Origin of the sequence: Ideonella sp. WA131b (genome assembly GCA_023657425.1) — a bacterium.
Lineage (GTDB): Bacteria > Pseudomonadota > Gammaproteobacteria > Burkholderiales > Burkholderiaceae_C > Rubrivivax.
In genome coordinates this window covers 1,715,877-1,742,832 of the sequence record JAGTJW010000001.1, presented here as the reverse complement: position 1 = coordinate 1,742,832, position 26,956 = coordinate 1,715,877, and the positions used below count along the sequence as shown (strand labels likewise).

Annotated in this window: 23 protein-coding genes; 14 read left to right on the top strand and 9 right to left on the bottom strand. The window is 70.9% G+C overall.

Features of this window, described 5'->3' with window-relative positions:
- Positions 1-20: 20 nt before the first annotated feature.
- The 6 genes from KA711_07955 to nagA are packed head-to-tail and all read left to right on the top strand — an operon-like array spanning position 21 to position 4,996.
- The gene (locus tag KA711_07955) at positions 21-1,241 is read left to right on the top strand and encodes a type II secretion system F family protein (protein ID MCM0608919.1); all 1,221 of its coding nucleotides are present in this window, start codon (positions 21-23) and stop codon (positions 1,239-1,241) included.
- 7 nt (positions 1,242-1,248) lie between these two features.
- Complete coding sequence (locus KA711_07950; protein ID MCM0608918.1) at positions 1,249-2,193, top strand: prepilin peptidase; 945 nt, start codon at positions 1,249-1,251, stop codon at positions 2,191-2,193.
- A gap of 11 nt (positions 2,194-2,204) precedes the next feature.
- Positions 2,205-2,825 carry a dephospho-CoA kinase gene (gene coaE / locus KA711_07945; protein MCM0608917.1) on the top strand — a complete coding sequence of 207 codons (621 nt, stop codon included), beginning with the start codon at positions 2,205-2,207 and terminating at the stop codon, positions 2,823-2,825.
- A 34-nt stretch (positions 2,826-2,859) separates the two neighbouring features.
- Positions 2,860-3,681 carry a cell division protein ZapD gene (zapD, locus tag KA711_07940; GenBank protein ID MCM0608916.1) on the top strand — a complete coding sequence of 274 codons (822 nt, stop codon included), beginning with the start codon at positions 2,860-2,862 and terminating at the stop codon, positions 3,679-3,681.
- On the top strand, positions 3,678-3,887 hold the full coding sequence (locus tag KA711_07935) for a DNA gyrase inhibitor YacG (GenBank protein MCM0608915.1): 210 nt from the start codon (positions 3,678-3,680) through the stop codon (positions 3,885-3,887). Before zapD ends, KA711_07935 begins: the two co-directional genes overlap by 4 nt.
- Before the next feature lie 5 nt (positions 3,888-3,892).
- Entirely contained in the window at positions 3,893-4,996 is a 1,104-nt protein-coding gene (gene nagA, locus KA711_07930) for an N-acetylglucosamine-6-phosphate deacetylase (GenBank protein MCM0608914.1), read from the top strand.
- On the opposite strand, the gene KA711_07925 is transcribed toward nagA, so the two are convergent.
- Genes KA711_07925 through KA711_07915 form a run of 3 tightly spaced genes read right to left on the bottom strand, consistent with a single transcriptional unit; the run spans position 4,957 to position 7,462 of the window.
- Complete coding sequence (locus KA711_07925; GenBank protein ID MCM0608913.1) at positions 4,957-6,174, bottom strand: hypothetical protein; 1,218 nt, start codon at positions 6,172-6,174, stop codon at positions 4,957-4,959. The genes nagA and KA711_07925 overlap by 40 nt on opposite strands.
- Before the next feature lie 5 nt (positions 6,175-6,179).
- Positions 6,180-6,593 (bottom strand): hypothetical protein, encoded by a 414-nt coding sequence (locus KA711_07920; GenBank protein MCM0608912.1) that lies wholly within the window; start codon positions 6,591-6,593, stop codon positions 6,180-6,182.
- The gene (locus tag KA711_07915) at positions 6,590-7,462 is read right to left on the bottom strand and encodes a hypothetical protein (GenBank protein MCM0608911.1); all 873 of its coding nucleotides are present in this window, start codon (positions 7,460-7,462) and stop codon (positions 6,590-6,592) included. The genes KA711_07920 and KA711_07915 overlap by 4 nt, the downstream gene beginning before the upstream one ends.
- A 255-nt stretch (positions 7,463-7,717) precedes the next feature.
- On the opposite strand from KA711_07915, the gene groES reads away from it, so the two are divergent.
- Complete coding sequence (groES, locus tag KA711_07910; protein ID MCM0608910.1) at positions 7,718-8,008, top strand: co-chaperone GroES; 291 nt, start codon at positions 7,718-7,720, stop codon at positions 8,006-8,008.
- 131 nt (positions 8,009-8,139) lie between these two features.
- The gene (gene groL / locus KA711_07905; GenBank protein ID MCM0608909.1) at positions 8,140-9,783 is read left to right on the top strand and encodes a chaperonin GroEL; all 1,644 of its coding nucleotides are present in this window, start codon (positions 8,140-8,142) and stop codon (positions 9,781-9,783) included.
- A gap of 163 nt (positions 9,784-9,946) precedes the next feature.
- Here the strand turns inward: groL and KA711_07900 are convergent, their stop codons facing one another.
- Together KA711_07900 and KA711_07895 are read right to left on the bottom strand one after the other, a co-directional pair.
- Complete coding sequence (locus KA711_07900) at positions 9,947-10,858, bottom strand: alpha/beta fold hydrolase (protein MCM0608908.1); 912 nt, start codon at positions 10,856-10,858, stop codon at positions 9,947-9,949.
- Positions 10,855-11,625: a YihA family ribosome biogenesis GTP-binding protein gene (locus tag KA711_07895; GenBank protein ID MCM0608907.1), complete on the bottom strand. Its 771-nt coding sequence runs from the start codon at positions 11,623-11,625 to the stop codon at positions 10,855-10,857. Before KA711_07895 ends, KA711_07900 begins: the two co-directional genes overlap by 4 nt.
- Before the next feature lie 80 nt (positions 11,626-11,705).
- Here KA711_07895 and KA711_07890 point away from each other — a divergent pair, with 80 nt between their 5' ends.
- The 6 genes from KA711_07890 (at position 11,706) to KA711_07865 (ending at position 17,900) form a co-directional block, all read left to right on the top strand.
- Positions 11,706-12,344 (top strand): cytochrome c4, encoded by a 639-nt coding sequence (locus KA711_07890; GenBank protein ID MCM0608906.1) that lies wholly within the window; start codon positions 11,706-11,708, stop codon positions 12,342-12,344.
- Between the two features lie 93 nt (positions 12,345-12,437).
- On the top strand, positions 12,438-14,585 hold the full coding sequence (locus tag KA711_07885) for a cytochrome c biogenesis protein ResB (protein ID MCM0608905.1): 2,148 nt from the start codon (positions 12,438-12,440) through the stop codon (positions 14,583-14,585).
- Entirely contained in the window at positions 14,582-15,934 is a 1,353-nt protein-coding gene (ccsB, locus tag KA711_07880) for a c-type cytochrome biogenesis protein CcsB (protein ID MCM0608904.1), read from the top strand. Before KA711_07885 ends, ccsB begins: the two co-directional genes overlap by 4 nt.
- A gap of 51 nt (positions 15,935-15,985) precedes the next feature.
- Positions 15,986-16,957 (top strand): protein-methionine-sulfoxide reductase catalytic subunit MsrP, encoded by a 972-nt coding sequence (gene msrP / locus KA711_07875; protein MCM0608903.1) that lies wholly within the window; start codon positions 15,986-15,988, stop codon positions 16,955-16,957.
- Between the two features lie 19 nt (positions 16,958-16,976).
- Positions 16,977-17,585: a sulfoxide reductase heme-binding subunit YedZ gene (locus KA711_07870; protein ID MCM0608902.1), complete on the top strand. Its 609-nt coding sequence runs from the start codon at positions 16,977-16,979 to the stop codon at positions 17,583-17,585.
- Positions 17,586-17,672: 87 nt separating this feature from the next.
- Positions 17,673-17,900, top strand: coding sequence for a hypothetical protein (locus KA711_07865; GenBank protein ID MCM0608901.1), 228 nt, complete (start codon positions 17,673-17,675; stop codon positions 17,898-17,900).
- Between the two features lie 16 nt (positions 17,901-17,916).
- Here the strand turns inward: KA711_07865 and KA711_07860 are convergent, their stop codons facing one another.
- The 4 genes from KA711_07860 to KA711_07845 all read right to left on the bottom strand — a co-directional run bounded on the left by KA711_07860 (position 17,917) and on the right by KA711_07845 (position 26,837).
- Positions 17,917-23,883: an excinuclease ABC subunit A gene (locus tag KA711_07860; GenBank protein MCM0608900.1), complete on the bottom strand. Its 5,967-nt coding sequence runs from the start codon at positions 23,881-23,883 to the stop codon at positions 17,917-17,919.
- 93 nt (positions 23,884-23,976) lie between these two features.
- Positions 23,977-24,144: a hypothetical protein gene (locus KA711_07855; protein ID MCM0608899.1), complete on the bottom strand. Its 168-nt coding sequence runs from the start codon at positions 24,142-24,144 to the stop codon at positions 23,977-23,979.
- Positions 24,145-24,265: 121 nt separating this feature from the next.
- Positions 24,266-24,724, bottom strand: coding sequence for a (2Fe-2S)-binding protein (locus tag KA711_07850; GenBank protein MCM0608898.1), 459 nt, complete (start codon positions 24,722-24,724; stop codon positions 24,266-24,268).
- 4 nt (positions 24,725-24,728) lie between these two features.
- A complete protein-coding gene (locus KA711_07845; GenBank protein MCM0608897.1) occupies positions 24,729-26,837 on the bottom strand; it encodes a D-(-)-3-hydroxybutyrate oligomer hydrolase in 2,109 nt (702 codons plus the stop codon).
- Positions 26,838-26,956: the final 119 nt, after the last annotated feature.

Sequence of the window (26,956 nt, the reverse complement as noted above, 5' to 3'; positions counted from 1 at the left end):
GTCATCCAACGCACGCGTCCATGGCCACCGCAGCGAGCCTGAAATCCCCGAAGGAACTCATCTTCGAATGGGAGGGCAAGGACCGGAACGGCAAGATCGTTCGCGGCGAGATGCGCGCCGGCGGCGAGACCGTGGTCAACGCCAGCCTGCGACGCCAGGGCGTGCTGGTCACCCGCGTGCGCAAGCGGCGCACCAGCGGGGGCAAGGCGATCAGGCAGAAGGACATCGCGATCTTCACGCGGCAGCTGGCGACCATGATGAAGGCCGGCGTGCCGCTGCTGCAGTCGTTCGACATCGTGGCGCGCGGCGCGAACAACCCGCGGTTGACCAAGCTTCTCACCGACATCCGCTCCGACGTCGAGACCGGCACCAGCCTGTCGAGTGCCTTTCGCAAACACCCGATGCACTTCGATGCGCTGTACTGCAACCTCGTCGAGGCCGGCGAGACCGGCGGCATCCTGGAGCAGCTGCTCGACCGTCTGGCCGTCTACCAAGAGAAGACGCTCGCCATCAAGCGGAAGATCAAGTCGGCGCTGATGTACCCGATCGCCGTGATCGTGGTGGCCGTCATCGTGCTGACGGTGATCATGTGGTTCGTCATCCCGGCCCTCGAGGAGGTGTTCAAGGGCTTCGGCGGCGAACTGCCCGTGCCGACGCTGGCGGTGATCGCGATGTCCAGGTTCTTCGTCAGTTGGGGCTGGTTGATGGCGATCCTCATCGGCGGCGGCGGGTTCTTCTTCTTCCAGATCTGGAAGCGCTCCGAAGAGATGCAGATGGCGGTGGACCGGCTGCTGTTGCGCGTGCCGGTGTTCGGCGACCTGATCTACAAGTCGGTCATCGCCCGCTGGTCACGCACGCTGTCGACCATGTTCGCCGCCGGCGTGCCGCTGGTGGAAGCTCTCGATTCCGTCGGCGGCGCCTCGGGCAACGCGGTCTACCTGATCGCCACCGAGCAGATCCAGCGTGACGTTTCCACCGGCTCGGCGCTCACCACCGCCATGACGTCGACCGGCGTGTTCCCGAGCATGGTGCTGCAGATGGCGGCCATCGGCGAGGAATCGGGCTCGCTCGACCACATGCTGGCGAAGGCCGCCGAGTTCTACGAGGAAGAGGTCGACGAGATGGTCAAGGGCCTGTCGAGCCTGATGGAGCCCTTGATCATCGTCATCCTGGGCACGCTCATCGGCGGCATCGTCGTCTCAATGTACCTGCCGATCTTCAAGCTCGGCGCCGTGGTCTGAGGACGGCATGCCCGGTGGCTTCTTCGCGGCCTGGCCGCTGGACCTGCTGCTCTCGCCCTGGGCCCTGGCCTTGCTGGGTCTGCTGGTGGGCAGCTTCCTCAACGTCGTCGTGCACCGCCTGCCGCTGATGCTGGAGCGGCAGTGGTGGGGCGACGTGGGCGCGCAGCTCGCTGACGCCGAGTCGTACCAGCGCACCTTTGGCGCGGCAATGCCCGAGCGGCTGTTGCTGGCTTCGGACACGCTCGAGAAGTCGATCGCCGGGCTGCCCGTGCTGAGCCTGGCGCGACCGGCCTCCCGCTGCCCCGCCTGTGGCCATCGGATCCGCTGGTTCGAGAATGTTCCGGTGTTGAGCTGGCTGGCACTGCGTGGCAGGTGCTCGGCCTGCGGTACCCGCATCGGGCTGCGTTACCCACTGGTGGAGGCCGCCACCGCACTGCTGTTCGGCACCTTGGGCTGGCTGATCGGTCCACAGCCGCTGGCTCTACTGTGGTGCGGCGTGGTGGCGGCACTGCTGGCGCTGAGCCTGATCGACTGGGACACCACCTTGCTGCCCGATACGCTGACGCTGCCCCTGCTGTGGGCCGGCGTCGGGGCCGCGGCGCTGGGCTGGCTGCCCGGCTTGACCCTGATGCAGTCGGTGGCCGGCGCGGCGGCGGGCTATCTCTCGCTGTGGGCGGTGTACTGGGCCTTCAAGCTGGCCACCGGCAAGGAAGGCATGGGTTATGGGGACTTCAAGCTGCTGGCGGCACTCGGCGCCTGGCTTGGCGCCACGGCCATCCTGCCGATCCTGCTGATGGCCTCCTTGCTGGGCGCGGTGATCGGCCTCGCGATGAAGGCCAGCGGCGCGCTGCGTGAGGGTCGCTTCGTGCCGTTCGGGCCCTTCCTGGCCGGTGGCGGCGTGGTGACCATTCTTGTCGGTCTGCCCACCTTGCTGGGCTGGATCGGCTGGTAGCCGGCCTGCCCGTGGGCCGACTCGAACCCGGCGCCGCCATCGGCCTGACCGGCGGCATCGGCAGCGGCAAGAGCACCGTTGCCGCGATGCTGGTCGATCTCGGGGCACAGCTCGTGGACACCGACGCCATCGCGCGCAGCCTCACCACGCCCGGCGGCGCGGCAATGCCGGCGGTGGCCCAAGCGTTCGGCCCCAAGTTCGTGGCCGCCGACGGCGCGCTCGACCGCGAACGCATGCGCAGGCGGGCCTTCGCCGATGCAGACGCCAAGGCACGACTCGAGGCCATCCTGCACCCGCTCATCGGCGCCGAGGCCCAGCGCCAGGCCGCCACCGCGGACGGCCGGCCCGTGGTGTTCGACGTGCCGCTGCTCACGCCGCAGTCTGCCTGGCGCGCCCGCGTGGCGCGCGTGCTGGTGGTGGACTGCCCGGAGGACACCCAGGCCGCGCGCGTGGCTGAACGGCCGGGCTGGGACGAGGCGATGGCCCGCCGCGTGATCGCGCAGCAGATCCCGCGAGCGCAGCGCCGGGCGCTGGCCGACGCTGTCATCCACAACGACGGCCTCTCGCTTGAGGCGCTGCGCGCCGAGGTGCAGGCGCTCTGGCAGGTCTGGTTCCGGGCCGCGTCGGGCTGACCGTGCCCCGGCGGGCGGCAGGCCCTGTGGAACAATGCTGCCCGTGCAGTCAAACGAGCCAGCCCGGGAGCGCACCGGGGTTCTCTACGAGTACCCTTTTAACGAGAGCATCCGCACGATGCTGCGGCTCGAGCACCTGTTCGACCGCCTGGGCACCCTGGCCTCGCGCGATGCGCCGGTCGACCACCACTTCGCGCTGGCCACGCTGTTCGAGATCATGGACGTGGCCCCGCGCGCCGACCTGAAAAGCGACCTGCTCAAGGAACTTGAGCGCCACCGCACGCAACTGCAGACCTACCGCGGCCTGCACGGCGTTGACGAGCGCGCTCTCGACGCCATCACCGGCCGCATCGACCACGCCTTCGCGGGGCTGAACGCGCTGCAGGGCAAGGCCGGCCAGTCGCTGGCGTCCAACGACTGGCTGATGAGCATCCGCAGCCGCATCAGCATTCCCGGCGGAACCTGCGAGTTCGACCTGCCGGCCTACTACGCCTGGCAACAGCACCCGCCGCAGCGGCGGCGCGACGACCTCGCCGGGTGGACCGCCACGCTGGCGCCGCTGGCCCAGGCGCTGCAGGTGCTGTTGGGCCTGCTCCGCGACAGCGGCACGCCGCAGCGCATGGTCGCGCCCGGCGGGCAGTATCAGCAGAGTCTGCAGCCGGCAGGCGCCGCGGCGGCCAACGGCCCCAAGGTCTACCAGCTGCTGCGCGTGCGCGTCGACGCCGCCGACGACCTGGTGCCCGAGATCAGCGGCCACCGCCTGATGGTGTCGATCCGCTTCATGCGCCCCGACGCCGAGGGCCGGCTGCGCGCCGCCGGCAGCGACTGCCGCTTCGAGCTCAGCCTCTGCGCATGACGGCGCCCGGCCCTGGCGGCAGCGCCGAGCGCCGCGTCACCTGCCCCCACTGCCGCGGCCCGGCGGTGTTTGCCCTGTCCAACCCCAGCCGCCCGTTCTGCAGCGAGCGCTGCCGCAACGGCGACCTGGGGGACTGGGCCTCGGAGCGACTCCGCCTGCCCGCCGACGCGCCGCCCGACGGCACGCTGCCGCCGGAGACACCGTGACCACCCTGCCCGGGGCCGCGCTCACGCCGGACGGCTGGCGCAGCGGGCCGGTGCGCTTGGGTGCTGACGGCCGCATCGCCGCCGTCGACGGCGCCCCGATCGGCGAGGCCCAGGCGCGCCAGGGGCCCTGCCTGCTGCCCGGCTTCGTAGACCTGCACGTGCATGGTGGTGGCGGCGGCGACACGATGGAAGGCAGTGACGCGGTGGCCACGCTGTCGCGCACGCACGCCCGTCATGGCACCACCGCACTGCTGGCCACCACGATGACAGCCCCGCGCGACGAGATAGAGGCTGCGCTGCGCGGTGTGGCACCGCACGTCGCCACGCGCGCGGCCGGCGGCGCGCGCGTGCTGGGCGTGCACCTCGAGGGCCCCTACATCAACCGCGAACGGCTCGGCGCACAGCCCGATTTCGCCACCACGGCCACGATGACCGAGGTGCGGGCGCTGCACGCGCTGGCGCCGATCCGGCTGGTGACGATCGCTCCGGAGCTGCCGGGCCATCTGGCGCTGATCGTCGAGCTCAGGCGCGCCGGCTTCGTCGTGCAGATCGGCCACTCGGCCGCGCGCTACGAGGACGGTGTGGCCGCGCTGGCCGCCGGCGCCAGCGGCTTCACGCACCTGTTCAACGCCATGACCGGCCTGCACCATCGTGAGCCGGGCCTGGCGGGCGCGGCGCTGGCGCACGCCGAACGCGCCGAACTCATCGCCGACGGGCTGCACGTGCACGAAGGGGCCATTCGCGTGGCGCTGCGCTGCATCCCCGGCCTGTACTGCGTGACCGACGCCACCGCCGCCGCCGGCATGCCCGACGGCGACTACCGGCTCGGTCGCCAGGCCGTGTTCAAGTGCCTCGGCGCCGTGCGGCTGCCCGACGGCACGCTGGCCGGCAGCGCGCTGACGATGGACCGCGCGCTCACGAAGCTGCTGCAGCTGGGCCTGCCGCTGGCCGAGGCCTCGCGGCGCACCGCCACGCTGGCCGCGCAGCACCTGGGTCTGGCCGACCGCGGCGTGTTGGCACCCGGCGCCTGGGCCGACGTGGTGCAGGTGGACGGCGCCAGTGGCGCGCTTCAGCGCGTGTGGGTGGAAGGCGAGGCCGTGGTGCGCTGAGCGCGCGTGGGCAGCGGCGTGCTCAGCGTGCGCAGGAAGGCCTCGAGGTCGGCCGCCTGCCGCGGCGTGAGGTTCAGCCGCCACAGAATGCGCTCGCCGTCGGCGTGAAGGCGGTCTTCGTCGAGCAGGCTGTAATGGCGCACCACGGCGCCCAAGGTGGCTGCGCTGCCGTCGTGCCAGAAGGGCGCCGTGTGCAGCAGCTGGCGCAGGCCCGGCACGCGGAACTCGCCGAAGTGCCGCGGTTCCATCTTCAGCTGCCGCGTGAGCAGCGCGCGCGGGTCGGCGGCGGCGGCGGCGTCGTGGTGCGGGCCCAGCCGCGTGAGGCGGCCCTCCTGCAGCGCGCGCAGCCCACCGTGCCGGCCGCTGTCGACACCACCGCCCTGGGCCGCCGGCACAAAGAACGGCACGCCGACATCGGCAAACTCGTCGTTGGAGAAGCGCGGCCCGGCGTGGCAGACGCTGCAGCGCGCCTCGCCGATGAACAGGCGCAGGCCGCGCTGCGCGGCCTGCGGGTAGCGGGCGGCAGCGCGCAGGTCGCCGCGGGCCAGCGCGTCGCGGAACTCGTCGAAGGGGGTGCGCGGCGAGACGATGGTGGCCTGCCAGGCCGCCAGCGCCTTGGCCAGGCCCACCACCACCGCCTCGTCGTCGGCCGGGATCGTGCGGCCTTGCGCCAGGCCATGCGCGCGCTGCCAGCCGGCGGCGAGATCGGGCGTGGCGCGCACACGCGCGGCCAGCGCCGGCACGGTGTGCGCCATCTCGCCGGTGGCCAGCATCGGCACCATCGACGCGGCCCACAACGAGTCGGTCGCGCCGCCCCAGCCAAACCAGCGCTGCTGGGCCACGTCCCACAGCGTGGGCGTGTTGCGCGGGCCCTCGCCGCGGCGGGCACCCGCGGTGGGGCGGCGGTCGGTAAAGCCGTTGGCCGGCCGGTGGCAGCTGGCGCAGGCCACGCGGCCGTCGATGGACAGGCGGCGGTCGCGGAACAGGCGGCGGCCGAAGGCGATCGCCCCGGGGCGGCCTTCGAGCGCGTTGGCGGGGTCATGCACCGGCGGAGGCGGCCAGGGGCCGTGCGACCGGATCTGGGCGAGTTCGTCCGTCGTGAAATCCAACAGCGCAGGTGCGGCCGCCGCCCCCAGGGCCCAGCCGGCCAGCAGCCCGGCGAGTGCGGCCCGGTGCATGCCAGTCAGCGCAACACCATCGACTGCACCAGGCGCTGCTCTTGGCCGTCGAGCACGACGACGAGCAGCAGCTCCCAGCGGCCGGGCATGTGCCACACCAGGCCGTCGACGGTCCAGGCGCCCGGGCCGGCGGGCTGCAGCCGCGGGCGGTAGTTCATGCCGTGACGGTGTTCGGGCATCGTGGCGTCCACCCGCCGCAGTTCGGCGCGTGCCGGGCACAGCGTGAGCTGCAGCTTGAACGGGCGCGACACGGCCGGCGCCGGCTCGGCCCGCCAGGTGGCGCGCAGACCGGGCTGATCGATGACGGCCGCGCCGGGTTCGACCGCCGGGCACTCGGCGGGCGCCAGCGCGGCGGGCGTCTGCGCCGGCGCGGCTTGCGCAGCCAGCACGGCGGCGACCAGCAGGCTTGCGCGTTTCATCGCGCCCCCAGCGGCGGCAGCGCGGCCAGCAGCGCCTCGCCGTTCTTCCAGGCGATGCGCTCGGCCACGTCGGCCGGCAGCGTGGCCAGCCACTGGCGCGACCAGCGGGCGTGCTCGCCCACGTAGTACCAGCGCTCGGGGGTGAAGGTGTCGGTGCCCAACAGCACGCGGTCGGGGAACTCGGTGAAGAGGGCACGCCAGCCGGGCTCGACCGTGCTGCCGCTGGCGTGATCGCTGCGGAAGGCCAAGTCCACCCACAGCCGACGGTGGCGGCGCAGCACCGCGGCCACGTTCTCGGGCGCGTCGAAGCCGGCGTGCGCCCAAAGGATGCGGGCCTCGGGCCACTGCCCGAACTGCCGCTCCACCGCCTCGGCATCGGAATGCGAGTGCAGCAGCAGGCCGCGTTCGCGTGCCAGCTGCACCACGCTGCGCATCACCGGCAGGTCGGCATCCGCACCGAACACGTGGTACTCGCCCAGACCGACGTAGCGGTACCTCGCCAGCCGTTCCTGCAAGTGGACGACGATGGAGCGGTCGTGCACCCAGGTGCCGATCTCGCCGCGGCTGCGGTAGGGCCTGAGCACCGGCACCACGAGCTCGGGTGCCAGGGCATACAGCTTCTGCGTGCCCTCGTCGCTGCTGCTGGACACCATCGCCTTCTTCAGCCCCGCCTCGCGCAGCAGCGCCACGGCCTGCGGCGGCGGGATGCGCTGCCAGGCGTCGTGGCTGTAGTGCAGGTGGGCGTCGAAGAGAGGCAGCAGCGGCGCCTGGGCGCGGGCCGCCGGCCCCAGCCACGGGGCAAGGGAGCACACGGCGGCCTCCACCATCCAGGCACGGCGGTCGGTCCTCGGGCGGCGCGGGCTCGACATGGGCGCACGGTAGCGGGCCGCGTCGACGCCGACCACCCGGATCAGCCAGGGCCCCGACGCGCTGGCGGGGATTGCGCAGCTCCCCCTTGAACCCTTGAAGCCGCCCCCTATAATCAGATTGCTAGCACTCACCAAAGCCGAGTGCTAACGAGTGGAGGCGGCCCGGCACCCTGCCGGTCCCAGACCCCGCTCCTCATTGTCAGCGGGTACTGACTTTTCAGAACCGCGTTCATTGTTGAGACCCAAGGAGATCCTATGAAGCTGCGTCCGTTGCACGACCGCGTGATCGTGAAGCGTCTTGAGAACGAAACCAAGACTGCCTCGGGCATCGTGATCCCCGACAACGCCGCCGAGAAGCCCGACCAGGGCGAGGTGCTGGCCGTCGGCCCTGGCAAGCGCAACGACAAGGGGGACTTCGTCACCCTGAACATCAAGGTCGGTGATCGCGTGCTGTTTGGCAAGTACAGCGGCCAGACCGTCAAGGTCGACGGCGACGAACTGCTGGTGATGCGCGAAGAAGACCTCTTCGCCGTCGTCGAGAAGTAATCGAGCCCCCAGGCTGCGGTCGCGGCGGTCGCCGCGATCCGGCACCCCCCGAGGGGGCTCAGGCAGCGGCTCGGCGAAGCCGGCCCCGCGCCTGCCCCCTGGCTGAATCAACAGACATCGGAGATTGATACATGGCAGCTAAAGAAGTTGTTTTCGGCGGTGACGCCCGTGCCCGCCTGGTCGAGGGCGTGAACGTCCTGGCCAACGCCGTCAAGGTCACCCTCGGCCCCAAGGGCCGCAATGTCGTGCTCGAGCGCTCGTTTGGCGCCCCCACGGTCACCAAGGACGGTGTCTCGGTCGCCAAGGAGATCGAGCTCAAGGACAAGCTCCAGAACATGGGCGCGCAGATGGTCAAGGAAGTCGCTTCCAAGACCAGCGACAACGCCGGTGACGGCACCACCACCGCCACCGTGCTGGCCCAGGCCATCGTGCGCGAAGGCTTCAAGTACGTGGCGGCCGGCCTGAACCCGATGGACCTCAAGCGCGGCATCGACCGGGCCGTCCACGCCCTCGTGGAAGAGCTGAAGAAGGCCAGCAAGCCCACGACCACCAGCAAGGAAATCGCCCAGGTCGGCAGCATCTCGGCCAACAGCGACGAGTCCATCGGCCAGATCATCGCCAGCGCGATGGACAAGGTCGGCAAGGAAGGCGTCATCACCGTCGAAGACGGCAAGAGCCTGGACAACGAGCTCGACATCGTGGAGGGCATGCAGTTCGACCGCGGCTACCTGTCGCCCTACTTCATCAACAACCCCGAGAAGCAGGTTGCCCTCCTGGACAACCCCTTCGTGCTGCTCTACGACAAGAAGATCAGCAACATCCGCGACCTGTTGCCCGTGCTGGAGCAGGTGGCCAAGAGCGGCCGCCCGCTGCTGATCATCGCCGAAGAGGTTGAGGGCGAGGCGCTCGCCACGCTGGTGGTCAACACCATCCGCGGCATCCTGAAGGTCGTGGCCGTCAAGGCCCCGGGCTTCGGCGACCGCCGCAAGGCCATGCTGGAGGACATCGCCATCCTGACGGGTGGCAAGGTCATCGCCGAGGAAGTGGGCCTGACGCTCGAGAAGGCCACACTGGCCGACCTGGGCAGCGCCAAGCGCGTGGAAGTGGCCAAGGAGAACACCACCGTCATCGACGGCGCCGGCAAGGCCACCGACATCGAGGCCCGCGTCAAGCAGATCCGCGTCCAGATCGAGGAAGCCACCTCCGACTACGACCGCGAAAAGCTGCAGGAGCGCGTGGCCAAGCTGGCCGGCGGCGTGGCCGTCATCAAGGTCGGTGCTGCCACCGAAGTCGAGATGAAGGAGAAGAAGGCCCGCGTCGAAGACGCGCTGCACGCCACCCGTGCCGCCGTCGAGGAAGGCATCGTGGCCGGTGGCGGCGTGGCGCTGCTGCGCGCCCGCCAAGCCGCCGGTTCGGTCAAGGGCGACAACGCCGACCAGGACGCCGGCATCAAGCTGGTGCTCAAGGCCGTCGAGGCCCCGCTGCGCGAGATCGTCTACAACGCCGGTGGCGAGCCGAGCGTGGTGGTCAACACGGTGCTGGCCGGCAAGGGCAACTACGGCTTCAACGCCGCCAACGACACCTACGGCGACATGATCGAGATGGGCATCCTGGATCCCACCAAGGTCACCCGCACCGCACTGCAGAACGCCGCCTCGGTGGCGAGCCTGATCCTGACCACCGAGTGCATGGTCGCCGAGGCCCCGAAGGACGAGGCCCCGGCCCCGGCCGGCGGTGGCATGGGCGGCATGGGCGGCATGGGCATGGACATGTGAGTCAGACGTGAGCGCCTGCGTGCGCGAGGGGTGAATCCTCGCCCGCGGCAGCTTGTCGCAAGGGCCCGCGTCGCAAGGCATGGGCCCTTTTTCGTTGCCGGCCGCGCCCAGCGCGCGCAAGGCGCCGGCTTGGCCAGCCGGCGCTGGGCCCTCTGCGCCCGCGCTACGGCCCGGTCTGCCCCAGGGCCTGTTGGATGAGTGCCTGGGCCGTGTCGGCCACCAAGCCCGGCTGCTCGTGCACCAGCCAGTGCGAGCCCTCGGGCACCCGCGTCAGTTCGAGCTGCGGAACCCAGCGCTCCAGCCCGCGCAGCAGCCCCGGGCGGAGCGCCGCGTCCCGTTCGCCCCACAGCACGGTGGTGGGCACGCGCACGGTCACGGCTTCGTCGGGCAGGTCGATCTGCGCCAGCCTGGCGTCGCCCGGCAGCGCTGGCCGCAGCGGCGAGGCGCGGTACCAGGCCAGCATCGGGTCGAGCCCGCGGCCGCCGTTGCGCCAGGCCTCGCGGTAGCGCTCGCGCTGCGCGGCGTCGAGCCAGGCAGCGTCACCGAAGAAGGGCCACAGCCGCCGGAAGTCGCCTTCGGCCAGCAGCGCCGCGGCGTCCGGGCGCACCAGGAAGTTCATGTAGGCGCTGGCGGCGATCTGCTCGGGGTCGTGCCGCAGTTCGCGCAGTAAGGTGGCGGGATGCGGCGAATTGATGATGAGCAGCCGGCGGATCAGATCCGGCCGCTGCGCCGCCAGGTTCCAGGCCACGGCGCCGCCCCAGTCGTGCGCCACCAGCAGCGGCAGCGGCGCGCCGAGCTGCTCGATCAGCGCCGCGAGGTCGGCCACCAAATGCCGCGCGCGGTAGGCGGCGTCGCCGGCCGGCGCCGAGCTGCCCGGGTAGCCGCGCTGGTTGGGCGCCACCGCGGCATGGCGGGGCGCCAGGCGCTGCAGCACGCCGTCCCAGGCAAAGGCGGCCTCAGGGAAGCCATGCAGCAGCAGCGCGCGCACCGGGCCCGTGCCGGCGCTGCGACAGGCCAGCACCGTGCCGCCGGGCAGGTGGGCCTCGGCGAGGCGGACGCCGGCCAGCACCCTCAGGCCTCCGGGGCCGCCGACGTGGCGGTCTCGGCGGGCGTGGCGGGCGGCACGATCCAGCCGCGCAGCGCCTCGGCGACATCCGCCACGCCCTGGCCGGACAGCGCCGAGAAGGTGCTCACGCCGACGTCGGCGGACTCGGTTCCCAAAGACGCCAGCGCCTCGGTGGCCCCGCGCAGCGCCAGCTGCGCCTCGGAACGGTTGAGCTTGTCGACCTTGGTCAAGAGCACCAGCAGCCGCACCTCGCCCATGGCCACGCGCGGCGCCACCAGGGCCAGCAGGCGCTGGTCGAGATCGGTCAGGCCCAGGCGCGAGTCAGCCAGCAGCACCACGCCGTGCAGCGGCCGGCGCAGCGCCAGGTACTGGGCCATCACCTCCTGCCAGCGCAGCTTGGCCGCGCGCTCCACCGCGGCATAGCCATAGCCGGGCAGGTCGGCCAGTCGCGCCTCGGCGGCGTCGCGCGGACCGAGGTCGAACAGGTTGATGTGCTGCGTGCGTCCGGGCGTGCGCGAAGCGAATGCGAGCCGCTTTTGCTGCGTCAGGCGGTTGATGGCGCTGCTCTTGCCGGCGTTGCTGCGGCCGACGAAGGCGATCTCGCGCAGCTCGTCGGTCGGGAGCTGGTCGAGCCGGCTCGCAGTCGTGAGGAAGCGGGCGCCATGCAGCCAGGCCAGCGCGGCACGCGCCCCGGGCGAGGCCACCGGCGTGACGGCATGACGCGGGCTTGGCGCGGCCGACGGGCCGACGCGGGTGGCGCGAAAGGGTGGAGTCATGGCGCATTGTAAAATTCGTGGGTTTTGTCCGGCCTGCGGCGTGTGACGCCACGGGACAGCCCGCCCCCGAAAGCCCCTGCATGAAGCTGCTGACCGCCCTCTCCCGGAGCCGACCGGCCCTGCTGGCCGCCGCCCTGCTTGCGTCCTCCGCGGCCCTGGCCGCCACACCGGTGCCGGCATTCAAGGCCGACCTCGCCCGCGGCCAGCAGCTGGCCGCCACCTGCCTGGCCTGCCACACGGCCGACGGCACGCGCGGCTCGCCCGCCAACCCCATCCTGCAGGGCCAGCATCCCGAGTACATCGCCAAGCAGCTGCAGGAGTTCAAGAGCGGCAAGCGGCGCAACGCCATCATGCAGGGCATGGCCGCCGCGCTGTCGACAGAGGACATGAAGCACATCGCCGCCTTCTATGCCAACAAGCCCACCCCCAAGGGCTTTGCCGGCAACAAGGAGACGGTGGCGTTGGGCGAGGCCATCTGGCGCGGCGGCATCAAGGCCAGGGGCGTGCCGGCCTGTGCCGGCTGCCATGGCCCAGCCGGCAGCGGCATTCCGGCGCAGTTCCCGCGCATCGCCGGCCAGCACGTCGCCTACACCGAGGCCCAGATGAACGCCTTCCGTCTGGGCGAGCGGGCCAACAATGCCCAGATGATGGCGATCGCCGGCAAGATGAACGAACGCGAGATCAAGGCCGTGTCCGATTTCGCCGCCGGCCTGCGCTGACGCCGGCCTGCAGCTGCCCACGGGGCCGGCCATGTGCCGGCCCTTTGCGTTTTTGCAGCCCTGGCCGGCAGAGCCGACACCCATAATCCGGGCATGGCTGTTTCCACGTCCGGCGTCGAGGTCCGTTTTGGCTCGCGCGTCCTGCGCGAGTCCGTCGAGTTGCTGTCCTCGATGCGCTTCGCGATCACCCTGCTGTCGGTCATCTGCATCGCCAGCGTCATCGGTACGGTGGTCAAGCAGAACGAGCCGGCCATCAACTACGTCAATCAGTTCGGGCCGTTCTGGGCCGAGGTCTTCGGCGCGCTGCAGTTGCAGACGGTGTACAGCGCGCCCTGGTTCCTGCTGATCCTGGCCTTCCTGGTGCTGTCCACCAGCCTGTGCATCGCGCGCAACCTGCCCAAGATCGTCAGCGACTGGTCGCAGTACAAGGAAGGCGTGCGCGAGCAAAGCCTGGTGGCCTTCGCCCACAAGGGCCAGGCCGCGGTGGCCGAGCCGCCCGCCCAGGCGCTGGCGCGCATCAGCCGCCTGCTGGCGGCGCAGGGCTGGCACGCCAAGGTGCAGACGCGGGACCACGGCGTGATGATCGCCGCGCGCAAGGGCCGGCCGAACAAGATCGGCTACCTGGCCGCCCACAGCTCGATCGTGCTGATCTGCATCGGCGGCCTGCTCGACGGCGACATGATGGTGCGCGCCACGATGGCGCTGCTGGGCAAGAGCGTCTTCGCCGGAAGCGGCATGATCCCCGACGTGCCCGAGCAGCACCGGCTCTCGGCGAGCAACCCCACCTTCCGCGGCAACCTGTTCGTGCCCGAAGGCATGAGCGCCGGCACCGCGGTGCTGAGCATGCCCGGCGGCGTGGTGCTGCAGGAGCTGCCGTTCGAGGTCGAGCTCAAGCGCTTCATCGTCGAGTACTACCCCACCGGCATGCCCCGGCTGTTCGCCAGCGAGATCGTCGTGCACGACCGCCAGACGGGCGAGAAGATCGAGCACCGCGTCGAAGTCAACAAGCCCGCTTTCCACCGCGGCATTGCCATCTACCAGAGCAGTTTCGACGACGGTGGCTCCAGCGTCACGCTGCGCGCCTTGCCGCTGGGACCGGGCGAGCCCTTCGAGGTCAAGGGCACCATCGGAGGCGCCACGCAGCTGGTGAGCACCGGACCCAAGGGCGAGGAGAAGCAGACACTGGAGTTCGCCACGCTGCGTGTCATCAACGTCGAGAACCTGATGGCCTCGGCGGCCGACCAGGCCGGCGCCGACGTCCGCCGCGTCGACCTCGTGCACTCGATCGACCAGCGCCTGGGCGCGGGTGACAAGGTGGTCACCAAGCGCGACCTCACCAACATCGGCCCCAGCATCACCTACCGACTGCGCGACGCCGCTGGCCAGGCACGCGAGTTCCAGAACTTCATGTCGCCGGTGATGCTGGAGGGCGCCAACGTGTTTCTGTTCGGCATGCGCGAGACGCCGCAGGACGAGTTCCGATACCTGCGTGTGCCGGCCGACGAGCAGGGCAGCCTCGAGGGCTGGCGACGCCTGCGCGCGGCGCTCGACGACCCGACGCAGCGCGAGCGTGCAGCCCGCCGCTACGTGACGCTGGCGGCGCCCGCCGACCAGCCCGAGATCGCCGAGCAGCTGCTGGGCACGACGCGCCGCGTGCTGGGCCTTTTCGCCGGCACCGAGGCCGGCAAGCTGCCAGCGGCGCACGGCCAGCGCGTCAGCGGCCTGCAGTCGCTGGCCGACTTCCTGGAGAGCACGGTCCCCGAGGCCGACCGGCTCCGCGTCAGCGAGGTCATGCTGCGCATCCTGAACGGCGCGCTGTTCGAACTGATGAACCTCACGCGCGAGCAGGCCGGCCTGAAGCCGCTGCTGCCCGGCGAGCAGGCCGAGCGCTACATGACGCTGGCCGTCACCTCGCTGTCGGACAGCTACTTCTACCCGGCGCCCATGATCTTCCAGCTTACCGACTTCAAGCAGGTGCAGGCCAGTGTGTTCCAGGTGGCGCGCGCCCCGGGCAAGAACCTGGTCTACCTCGGCTGTGCGCTGCTGATCGTCGGAGTCTTCGTGATGCTCTACGTGCGCGACCGGCGCCTGTGGGTGTGGCTGCAGCCCGACCCGGCCGCGCCCGGCGACACCACCCGCACGCGCATCACCACCGCCCTGTCGAGCACCCGCCGCACGCTCGACGGCGACCACGAGTTCGAGCGCCTGAACAAGGCGCTGCTGAAGGAGACCGCTGCATGAACACGACAACGCTCATCCTGGGGCGCAGTGCCAACCCGCTGGCGCGGCGCTCGGCGTTCGACTGGATCTTCGCCGCTCTCGTGGTGGCAGGGGCGGGCTATGCCTTCCAACGCTACGGCGGCGGTCTCGACGTCTACGAGACCTGGATCCTCGCGCTGAGCGCGCCGAGCCTCATCGCCCTGGGCTGGTTCTGGGGCCCGCTGCGCGTGTTGAGCCTGGGCTTGGGCGCCTCGGTGCTGATCGCGATCGCGCTGTATGCGCGCACGACCGACGACTTCGGCGCCGACCTCGCGGCCGGCGAGAACGTCTTCCTGCTCAAGTACTTCCTGTCCAGCCAGAGCGCCATCCTGTGGATGAGCCTGTTGTTCGTGCTGAGCACGGTGATGTACTGGATCGGCCTGCTGGCGCGCAAGGCGGCCGACGGCCATGACAACACGGCACTCAAGCTCGGCAGCCTCTTCGCCTGGTCGGCGGTGGTGATGGCGCTGATCGGCTCGCTGGTGCGCTGGTACGAGAGCCACCAGATCGGCACCGGCATCGGCCACATCCCGGTGAGCAACCTCTACGAAGTGTTCGTCATGTTCTGCTGGATGACGACACTGTTCTACCTGTACTACGAGCAGCACTACCGCACGCGCGCCCTGGGCGCCTTTGCGATGCTGATCGTCAGCGCCGCGGTCGGCTTCCTGCTCTGGTACACGCTGGTGCGCGAGGCCCACGCCATCCAGCCGCTGGTGCCGGCGCTGCAGAGCTGGTGGATGAAGGTGCACGTGCCGGCCAACTTCGTCGGCTACGGCACCTTCGCGATCGCGGCCATGGTGGCCTTCGCCTACCTGATCAAGCAGCAGGCCGAAGAGAGGCGTTGGTGGAAGCTGGCGCCGCTGTGGCTGCTCGGCGTGGTGCTGTGCTTCGAGCCCCTGGTGTTCCGCCGCAATGTCGACCCGCTTTCCACCTACTGGGCCCTGTACTTCGGGGTCAGCGCGCTGCTCGTGGCCGGCATCCTCACGCTGCGCGTCCGCATCGCGGCGCGGCTGCCGTCGTACGAGGTGCTCGACGACCTGATGTACAAGGCCATCGCCATCGGCTTCGCCTTCTTCACCATCGCCACCATCCTGGGCGCGCTGTGGGCGGCCGAGGCCTGGGGCGGCTACTGGAGCTGGGACCCCAAGGAAACCTGGGCCCTGATCGTGTGGCTGAACTACGCCGCCTGGCTGCACATGCGCCTGATGAAGGGCCTGCGTGGCGCGGTGAGCGCCTGGTGGGCGCTGGTGGGCCTGGCGATCACGACCTTTGCCTTCCTGGGCGTGAACATGTTCCTGTCGGGCTTGCACTCCTACGGCGAGCTGTAACTCCCACTCGGCGGGGAACGAATCGGCTTGGGTCGGCTCCCAGCAGGCACCATGCACCACCACCCTGACCGCGGCTTCCGGCACCCCGTGCCTTCCGAGATCACGCCGCGTAATCTCGCCCTCACACGCCGCCAGTGGCTGGCTGCAGCCGGTGCCACGGCGCTGGCCCTGCCGGCGGCCGCGCAGACCGCACGCCCGGGCAAGCTGGCCACCTTGCCCGGCGCCAGAAGCGCGGTGCCGGGCGCCAGCCTGGCGGACAAGCTCACCGCCTACGGCGACGCCAGCACCTACAACAACTTCTATGAGTTCGGCACCGACAAGCGCGACCCGGCCCGCTACGCCCAGACGCTGAAGACGCGGCCCTGGACGGTGCAGGTGGAAGGCGAAGTGGCCAAGCCCGGCCGCTTCGACATCGACACACTGCTGAAGCTGGCGCCGATGGAAGAGCGCATCTACCGGCTGCGCTGCGTCGAGGGCTGGAGCATGGTCATCCCCTGGGTGGGCTGGTCGCTGGCCGAGCTCATCCGGCGCGTCGAGCCCACGGGCAACGCGAAGTTCGTGCAGTTCGTGACCCTGGCCGACCGCGCGCAGATGCCGGGCTTAAGCTCGAGCGTGCTCGACTGGCCCTATGTCGAGGGCTTGCGCATGGACGAGGCCATGCACCCGCTGACGATGCTGGCCTTCGGCATGTACGGCGAGGTGATGCCCAACCAGAACGGCGCCCCCTTGCGCCTGGTCGTGCCCTGGAAGTACGGCTTCAAGAGCGGCAAGAGTCTGGTGGCCATCCGCTTCGTGCAGGCGCAGCCCAAGACGAGCTGGGAGCTGGCAGCGCCGCACGAGTACGGCTTCTACTCCAACGTGAACCCGCGCGTCGACCACGCGCGCTGGAGCCAGGCCACCGAGCGCCGCATCGGCGACGACGGCGGCCTTTTCGCCAAGCGGCGGCCGACGCTGATGTTCAACGGCTACGAGCCCCAGGTGGGGCAGCTGTACGCCGGCATGGACCTGCGCAAGTTCTTCTGACGCCGTGGCGGCCTTGCGTGTGCAGCGGCTGCTGCTGCACCCGTGGGCCAAGCCGGGCGTCTTCGCGCTGTCGCTCGCGCCCTTCGTGGCCCTGCTGCACGGGGCCGTGACGAACACGCTGGGCGCCAACCCGGCCGAAGCGCTGATCCGCGGCACCGGCGAGTGGACGCTGCGCTTCCTGTGTCTGGTGCTGGCCGTCACGCCGTTGCGGCAGGCCCTCGCGCTGCCGGCGGTGGCGCGGCTGCGGCGCATGCTGGGGCTGTTCGCCTTCTTCTACGGCTGCCTGCACGCCGCCTGCTACGCCTGGCTGGACATGGGCCTGGACCTCGCGCTGATCCTGCCCGACATCGCCAAGCGCAACTTCATCCTCGTCGGCACGGCCGCGCTGCTGCTGATGCTGCCGCTGGCGCTGACGTCCTTCAACCGCGCCATCCGCGCCCTGGGCCCGACGCGCTGGCAGGCGCTGCACCGCGCGGTCTACGTGGTGGCGCTGCTGGCGCTGTTGCACTTTTTCTGGATGCGCGCGGGGAAAAACGACTTCGCTGAGGTGGCCGTGTACGCGACGGTGATCGCGGCGCTGCTGGCGTGGCGGCTGTGGTGGCGCTGGCGAGCTGGGGTGTCAGATTGAATTGACACTCTGGAATGTCAGATCTTGTTGATTGCCGGGCCGATACGCGGCAGACTGCAGGTCCACTTCACACTGCGGGAGCGCGCCATGGGTGCCGCCACGTTCATCGTGCTGTTCGTCGTGTTCGGGTCCTTGTTCGGCCTGGCCACCCACACCCATCGTCACCTGTTCAGCGAGGGCCATACCCGACGCTCGGCGGCCGATGACCGCGATCCGATGCAGCGCATGTTCCCGTGGGTGCTGCTGTGCTCGCTGTTGTGGCCGCTGATGGCCATGACGGGCGTGTTCACCTGGTGGGTGAAGCGCCGCCGCTGAGCCCGCGGCCGGCGCGTCACCCCCGCGCCAGCACCGACGCGAGCGCGCGCCCGGTGTGCGTGCCGCGCGCCACCACGGCCTCGGGCGGGCCTTCGGCCACCAGCCGGCCCCCCGCCCTGCCGCCCTCGGGCCCGAGGTCGATGACCCAGTCGGCCTCGGCCACGACGTCGAGGTCGTGTTCGATGACGATCACGCTATGGCCCCCGTCCACCAGACGGTGCAGCACCTGGATCAGGCGCCCGACATCGGCCATGTGCAGGCCCACGGTGGGCTCGTCCAGCACGTACAGCGTCCTGGGCGCCCGCTGGCCGCGGCGCGTGACATCGTCGCGCACCTTGCTGAGCTCCGTCACGAGCTTGATGCGCTGCGCCTCGCCGCCGCTGAGCGTGGGGCTGGGCTGGCCGAGCGTGAGGTAGCCCAGGCCCACGTCCTGCAGCAGCTGCAGCGGGTGCGCGATGGCGGTCATGCTGGCGAAGAAGGCCACAGCCTCGTCCACCTCCATGCGCAGCACGTCGCCAATGCTCTTGCCGCGCCAGGTGACGGCCAGCGTCTCGGCGTTGAAGCGTGCGCCGTGGCAGGCGTCGCAGGGCACCTTCACGTCGGGCAGGAAGCTCATCGCGATGGTCTTCAGGCCCTGGCCTTCGCAGGCCGGGCAACGGCCGTCGCCGGTGTTGAAGCTGAAGCGGTTGGCGGCATAGCCCCGCGCCTTGGCCTCCAGCGTCTCGGTGAAGAGCCGGCGGATGGCGTCCCAGAAACCGATGTAGGTGGCCGGGCAGGAGCGTGGCGTCTTGCCGATCGGTGTCTGGTCGACCTCGAGCACGCGGTCGATGCCTTCGAAGCCGCTGAGCGCGCTGCAGCCCTGCAGGCTGGGCCGGCGGCCCGCCGCAGCCGCGTCGCGCCCGGCCTTGGTGGCCCGGTGCGCCACTTGGGCCGCCACGTTGGCCAGCAGCACCTCGCGCGCCAGCGTGCTCTTGCCGGAGCCGCTCACGCCCGTCACCGCCACCAGGCGGCCCAGCGGCACGAGCAGGTCGAGCGCCTGCAGGTTGTGCAGCGCGGCGCCCTGCAGGCGCAGCAGCGGCGTCTCGGGCGTGATCTCGCGGCGGGGCTTCAGCGGGTGCTTCAGGGGCGAGGCCAGCATGCGGCCGGTGATGGACTCCGGCGCCTTCATCAGGTCGGCCGCCGTGCCCTGGGCGACGAGCCGGCCCCCACGCACACCCGCGCCGGGGCCGATGTCGATGAGGTGCTCGGCGCGGCGGATGGTGTCCTCGTCGTGCTCCACCACCACCAGCGTGTTGCCGCCTTCACTCAGGCGCGCCAGCGCGTCCAGCAGGATGCCGTTGTCGCGCGGGTGCAGGCCGATGGTGGGCTCGTCGAGCACGTAGCACACGCCTTGCAGGTTGCTGCCCAGTTGCGCCGCCAGGCGGATGCGCTGCGCCTCACCGCCGCTGAGCGTGGGCGCGGCGCGGTCCAGCGTCAGGTAGCCCAGGCCCACATCGTGCAGGAACTGCAGGCGGCTGGCGATCTCGCTGACCACGTCGCGGGCGATGCCCGCATCGCGGCCTTGCAGCGCAAGCCCCGCCACCCAGGCGCGCGCCTCGTGCACCGACAGCCGCGCGATGGCATCGATGGGCTGACCCCCGAAGGTGGCGGCCCGCGAGGCCGGGTTCAGCCGCGCACCAAAGCAGTCCGGGCAGGGCTCGTCGACCAGGCCCTCGACCTCGGCCTCCTCCGACGGGAAGCTCACTTCGCGGCCCTGCGTGTCGTCGTCCTTCACGCTGTCGTCAAAGGCCTTGCGCTGCTCGCGCGTGAGCTTCAGCCCGGTGCCCACGCAGGTGGTGCACCAGCCGTGTTTGCTGTTGTAGCTGAACATGCGCGGATCCAGCTCGGGGTAGCTGGTGCCGCACACCGGGCAGGCGCGCTTGGTGCTGAAGACCTTGACCGTGCCCACACCGGCCCCGGTGCCGCCGAAGTCCATGGCCACGGCCAGCTGGTCGAGGGGGGCCAGCAGGTGCACGACGCCGCGGCCGGCCTCGAGGGCCTGCTGCAGCCGCTGGCGCAGCGCGGCCTCGTTCGCGGCGTCCACCACCACGTCGCCCACCGGCAGCTCGATGGTGTGTTCCTTGAAGCGGTCGATGCGCGGGAAGGGCATCGTGGGCAGGAACTCGCCGTCCACGCGCAGGTGCGTGTGGCCGCGGGCGTGCGCCCACTTGGCGAGGTCGGTGTAGACGCCCTTGCGGTTGACGACCAGCGGCGCCAGCAGGCCCACGTGCTGGCCGGCGTGATCGCGGAGGATCTGGTGCGCGATGCTCTCGGCGCTCTGCGCCTTCACGGGCGCGCCGTCGTGCACGCAGTGCTGCAGGCCCAGCTTCACCCACAGGAGGCGCAGGAAGTGCCAGACCTCGGTGGTGGTGGCCACCGTGCTCTTGCGGCCGCCGCGTGAGAGGCGCTGCTCGATGGCCACCGTGGGCGGGATGCCGTAGACGGCATCGACCTCGGGCCGCCCCGCCGGCTGCACGATGCTGCGCGCGTAGGCGTTCAGGCTCTCGAGGTAGCGCCGCTGCCCCTCGTTGAACAGGATGTCGAAGGCCAGCGTGCTCTTGCCCGAGCCGCTGACGCCGGTGACGACGTTGAAGCTGCCGCGCGGCACCCGCACGCTCAGCGACTTGAGGTTGTGCTCGCGCGCGTTGACGATGTGGATGGCGTCGTCGTGGGTGGCGCGCACTGACGCACCATCCGCCGTTCGTGCTGAGCCATCAGCCTCCGTTCGCGCTGAGCCACCATCCGCCGTTCGCGCTGAGCCACCATCCGCCGTTCGCGCTGAGCTTGTCGAAGCGCTGGTGGTGCGCAGGGGCTTCGACAGGCCTGTCCTGAGCACCGTCGAAGGGCCCAGCCCGAACGGGGGAGCAGGTTCGCCGGCCTGGAATCCCATCGCCCGCTCGTACTCGCGCAGCGCCTCGCCCGTGTGCGACGTGGCGTGGGCCTTCACGTCGTCGGGCGTGCCGGTGCAGACGACCAAGCCGCCGGCCTCGCCGCCCTCGGGCCCGAGGTCCACGATCCAGTCGGCGGCGCGGATGACGTCGAGGTTGTGCTCGATGACCACCAGGGAGTGCCCTGCCGCCAGCAGCTTGCGGAAGGCCCGCATCAGCTTGGCGATGTCGTCGAAGTGCAGGCCCGTCGTGGGCTCGTCGAAGAGAAACAGCGTGCCGTGTTTGGCCACACGCTGCGCGGGCGAGTTCGCAGCCTCGGCCAGGAAGCCGGCGAGTTTGAGGCGCTGCGCCTCGCCGCCGCTGAGCGTGGGCACCGGCTGGCCGAGGCGCACGTAATCGAGGCCCACGTCGATGATGGGCTGCAGGCGCGCCACGACCTCGCGGTCGGCCTGGAACCAGTGCGCGGCTTCGGCGAAGGTGAGCGCCAGCACGTCGGCGATGGAAAACCGGTGCGGCCCGCGCACCAGCTTCACGTCGAGCACGGGCGCGCGGTAGCGCGTGCCGTCGCAGTCGGGGCAGCGCAGGTACACGTCCGAGAGGAACTGCATCTCCACGTGCTCGAAACCGCTGCCGCCGCAGGTGGGGCAGCGGCCATCGCCCGCGTTGAAGCTGAAGGTGCCGGCGGTGTAGCTGCGCTCGCGCGCCAGTGGTGCCTCGGCGAACAGCGCGCGCAGAGCATCGAAGGCGCCCACGTAGCTGGCCGGGTTGCTGCGCGCCGTCTTGCCGATGGGGCTCTGGTCCACGAAAACCGCGTCAGCCAATTGTTCGGCGCCCAGCAGGCGATCGAAGGCGCCGGGCGCCTCGGTGGCCTTGCCGAAGTGGCGGGCCAGCGCGGGGTAGAGCACGTCCTGGATCAGGCTGCTCTTGCCGCTGCCGCTGACGCCGGTGACGCACACCAGGCGGTTGAGCGGCACGGCCAGGTCCACGCCCTGCAGGTTGTGCTCGCGCGCGCCTTCGAGCAGGAGCCTGGGGCTGCTGGGTTCCACCAGCTGGCGAAAGCCCGCCGACACCTGCTTGCGCGCACCGAGGTAGGCGCCGGTCAGCGTGTCCGCCGCGCGCGCGGCCTCGGGCGTGCCGTCGAAGACGATCTGGCCGCCGCGCTCGCCCGGGCCCGGGCCCATGTCGATCAGGCGGTCGGCGGCCAGCATCACGGCCGGGTCGTGCTCGACGACGACCAGGGTGTTGCCCGCATCGCGCAGGCGCAGCATGGCCTGGTTGATGCGACTCATGTCGCGCGGGTGCAGGCCGATCGAGGGCTCGTCCAGCACGAACAGGGTGTTGACGAGGCTGGTGCCCAGGGCGGTGGTGAGGTTGATGCGCTGCACCTCGCCGCCGCTGAGCGTGCGGCTTTGCCGATCCAGCGTCAGGTAGTGCAGCCCCACGTCGCACAGATACTTCAGGCGCGTGCGGATCTCGTCCAGCAGGAGCTTCAGCGCCACGTCAAGCATGGAGCTCGGCAGCGTCAGCCCATCGAAGAAGCGGCGCAGGCGCTCGATGGGGAGCTGCATCAGGTCGTGCAGGCTCAGGCCCGGCAGGGCCTTGAGCTGCGCGCGCGACCAGTTGACGCCGATCGGCATGAAGCGCCGGTACTCCGTTCGCACCGAGCCCGTCGAAGTGCCAGCGGGGGCTTCGACAGGCTCAGCCCGAACGGATGGCCGGTGCTCCACTCGATCGGACGGCCAGTTCTCCGTTCGCACTGAGCCTGTCGAAGTGCCCGCGGGGGCTTCGACAAGCTCAGCGGGAACAGACAGGTTGAGTACGCCCTCTGCATCCGCCGCGCTGCCCAGGCGCCACAGCAGCGCCTCGCGCTTGAGCCGGGCACCACCACAGGCGCCACAGGGCGTGTAGCTGCGGTACTTGGACAAGAGCACCCGGATGTGCATCTTGTAGGCCTTGCTCTCAAGGTACTCGAAGAAGCGGCGCACACCGTACCACTGCGTGTTCCAGTTCCCCTTCCAGTTCGGCGTGCCCTCGATCACCCACTCGCGCTGCGCGGGCGTGAGCTGGCCCCAGGGGGTGTCGCGCGGGATACCGGCCTCGCCCGCGTACTTGACGAGGTCGTCCTGGCAGTCCTTCCAGGCCGGCGTCTGCATCGGCTTGATGGCGCCGTTGCGCAGCGTTTTCTTCGCATCGGGAATCACCAGGCCCAAGTCGACGCCGATGACGCGGCCGAAGCCGCGGCAGGCCTCGCAGGCGCCGTAGGCGCTGTTGAAGCTGAAGAGCGCCGGCTGCGGCTCGGCGTAGCGGATGTCGCTCTCGGGGCAGTGAAGGCCGGTGCTGTAGCGCCACGGCTCGGCCGCATCGCCGGCAAACACCGTGAGCCGCCCGCCGCCGCGCTTGAGGGCCAGCTCGATGGCCTCCATCACGCGGACCGGCTCGGTGCCCGCCAGCCGGAAGCGGTCGGCCACCACGTCGAGGATCTTCCGATTCCCCGCCACGCGCTCGCCTTGCACGCGCGTGAAGCCGCTGGCCGCCAGCCACTGCTCCTGCTGCGCGACGCTGGTGTCGGCCGGCAACTCGGCGGGGAAGGTGAACACCAGGCGCGGGTCGCCGGCCGCCTCGGCCCGCGCGCGCAGGTCGTCGAAGATGGTCTGCGGCGTGTCGTGCCGCACCGGCAGCGCCGTCTCGCGGTCGAACAGCTGCGCACCGCGCGCGAACAGCAGCTTGAGGTGGTCGTTCAGCTCCGTCATCGTGCCCACCGTCGAGCGCGAGCTGCGCACGGGGTTGGTCTGGTCGATGGCGATGGCCGGGGGCACGCCCTCGACCTTGTCGACGGCGGGCCGATCCATGCGGTCGAGGAACTGCCGGGCGTAGGCGCTGAAAGTCTCGACGTAGCGGCGCTGGCCCTCGGCGTACAGCGTGTCGAACACCAGCGAGCTCTTGCCGCTGCCGCTGGGGCCAGTCACCACCGTCAGCTCGCCGGTGCGGATGTCCAGATCCAGGTTCTTCAGGTTGTGCTGGCGGGCACCACGGATGCGGATCAGACCGGTCGACATGCAGGCCTTCAGAGTTGAAGGCGGGGGATTCTAGGGACGCGGTCGCGCCGCGCGGACGCACGGTCGCGTCGTCCCGGCGTCAGCGGCGCGGGTTCAGGCCCAGCGGAAAGGCAGCTCGCGCTGGCGGCGGCCCGTCAGGGGCGCCACGGCGTTGGCGAAGGCCGGCGCCAGCGGCGCCAGGGCCGGCGCGGTCTCGATGCCCTGGCCCATGTCCAGGCAGTTGCTCCGCAAGGTGACGCTGCCGTCGCGCGCGATCAACACGAAGTCGCGCGGCTGCTCGTGCGGCTGGCTGCCGAGCCGGGCGGCACCCTGTGCGCGGCCGGCCGCGGGCCACAGGCCCGGGTCTGCTGGTGGAGGCAGTCGACGATCACGGCGGGCTCCCTCAGGCCAGCGACGCCGCGGCGTCGTGGATGGCGGCGCGGATGCGCTGGTAGGTGCCGCAGCGGCACAGGTTGCCGGCCAGGGCTTCGTCGATCTGCGCGTTGGTGGGCTTCTTCGCGCGGCTGAGGAGCGCCGTGGCGGCCATTACCTGCCCGCTCTGGCAGTAGCCACACTGCGCCACGTCGTGCTTCAGCCAGGCCGCCTGCACCGCGGCGCCGACACGGTCGCTGCCGATGCCCTCGATCGTGACCACCGGGGCGCCCGCCACCGCCGCCAGCGGCGTAACGCACGAGCGCACCGGGGCGCCGTCGATGTGCACCGTGCAGGCGCCGCACTGCGCCAGGCCGCAGCCGAACTTGGTGCCGGTCAGGCCGAGCTCGTCGCGCAGCACCCACAGCAGCGGGGTCGACGGGTCGGCAGCCAGCGTCGTGTCGCGGCCGTTGAGCGTGAGCGTCGTCATGAGGTCACTCCGGGATGCGCAGGGTGCTGCCGTCGATGGTGATGCGGTCGCCGGCCGGCGGGTTGGCCGCGATGGCCGGCACGTTGGACGCCGCGATGGCAGTGGCCGCGCCCGGGGTGCCGCCTCGCGGCGTGGTTCGCACCACCTGGCTGGGCGGCAGCGCGGCGCCGTTCTTCAGGTGCGCCCACATCGCGTCCATGGCGCGGTTGAAGTACACGTGCAAGGGAATGAAGCGCGTGTCGTAGCCCGGGAACGGCAGGAACGAGTCGAAGTGCTGCGCGTTCGTGACCTCGACGTAACGCACGCGGCTGGCCGCGCCTTCCACTTGCGCGTTGCGCAGCAGGTAGGGCCGCGAGCTGAAGTTGGGCGGCACGAGTGTGTCGTTGCGGCCGTGCACGATGATCGTCGGCGTGCCGCGCAGATTGGCGCTGCGCCGCACTTCGACCACGCCGGCGCGCACGGCGTCAGCCTGCGCGCCGGCGCCAGCCCACAGGTTACGCAGGCACAGCGCGCCGTCGAAGGCGAAGTCCAGAGCACCGGTGCTGGGGCTGGCTGCGGCGCCGTGGTTGCGTGCACCGCCGACGGCGTTGTTCCAGATCAGCTGCAGCGCGCCACTGGGCGGCACGCCGTTGCCGGTGCCAAAGACGCCGGCGATGGCCGCAGGGGCAGCCGCCGTGGGCAGGCCGGCGCCGTCGACCGCGCCGAAGCTGAAGCCGCAGAGGTTGTCCTGCACGGGGAAGCGGCCGTGCGCGTTGGCGTAGGTCACCGCAATCGCCGGGCTGGCGAAGAGGTAGTGGCTCGCGTGCAGCAGGTCGGACTCGGGCTCCCAGCCGTAGGCACGCAGCCGGGCCAGCGCGTCGTTGGCCTGCTCCAGCGTGGTGGCGCCCGTCACCAGCCCATTGGCCGCCAGCGAGGCGCAGCGGTTGCCGGCAACAAACGCCGTGCCGCCGGTGTAGCCAAAGGGCGAGCCGGTGGCTGCCGTGGCCAGCGCGGCGCAGGGCTGCAGCAGGTTGGCGTAGCTGAAGTAGTCGTACAGCGGCTTGCTGCCACCGGTGTAGGCCGGCAGCGTGCCGCGTTCGATGCTCAGGCCGGCCGCGGGTGCCATCTGGATGTTGGGCTCGCTCACCGCCACGCCGTCGATCAGGCCGAGACCGTCGTTTTCGGCGGCGGCCAGCGCGGCGCCGGCGCCGTTGCTCACGCTGGAGGCGATGACGATGGTGTTGCCCGGCACGATGAGCTTGGTGCGCGAGCCGTCGGGCAGCGGCGCGCCGAACTGCTGGTTGAGCACGTAGAACGCGAATTCCACCGCCTGCAGCGTGAACGTGCCCCAGTCGGCCTCGGGGTTGATGCCGGAGTGCGCATGCTTGACGGCAAAGCGGTTGGGCGTCGCGGCGTTGAAGGCGGTGAGCTCGGCCGCGCTCAGGGCCGCGGTGAAGTTGCTGTCGCTGCCCGCGGCAGCTGCCGTGGCACGCGTGCCGTCGTAGCGGTTGACGGTGTCGTTCTGCAGGTCGTGCACGCCGTTGCCCGTGCCTTTGTCGGTGTAGGCCACGGCGCAGCCGCGCTTGAGGCCCCACTCGCCGGCCGAGCCGATGGCGCCGTAGACGCCGCGCGAGCCCGAGGACGCCGCCGTCACGATGCAGGGTGCGCTGGCACTGAAGCTGGACGGCACCTGCACCATCATCGTCACGCCGCCGGGGCCGATGCCGATGTGCTCGGTGCCGGCGATCTTGCCGTCGCCGGTGCCCACGGTGCCATCGGCCATGATGTTGGGGCCGTAGAGCGTGCCGAAGCCGCCGCCGGCGGTGGTGTCGACGATGGCGCGGTAGTTGGTGTGGATAGCCAGCTTGCGCAGCTCGGCCGCGGTGGGCGCGGCGCTCAGCGTGGGCGCCACGGCGCTGGCCAGGCCGGCGCGACCGAGGCCGGCGGTGAGCAGGTCGTCGGCCGTGCCGTCGTAGCTGGCGCTGCGCACGGCGCCCACCAGGAACGCGGGCCGGGTGTTGACGGCGTAGTCGCCGCTGCCGATGGTGACCTCGGTGTCACTGCCGCAGGCGGCCAGCGCGGCCAACGCGGCCAGGGCCAAGCCCGTGCGGGCCCCGGTGAGAGAGTGGATCATGGGGGTGTCTCCTGTATCTCGTTCATGGACGGCAGCACAGCCGGCATCGAGGTCGGTGTGCCGCTGGCCGGCATTGTGGGCACGGTCGCCCCATCCGCGGCACAGGACACCCCTAATGC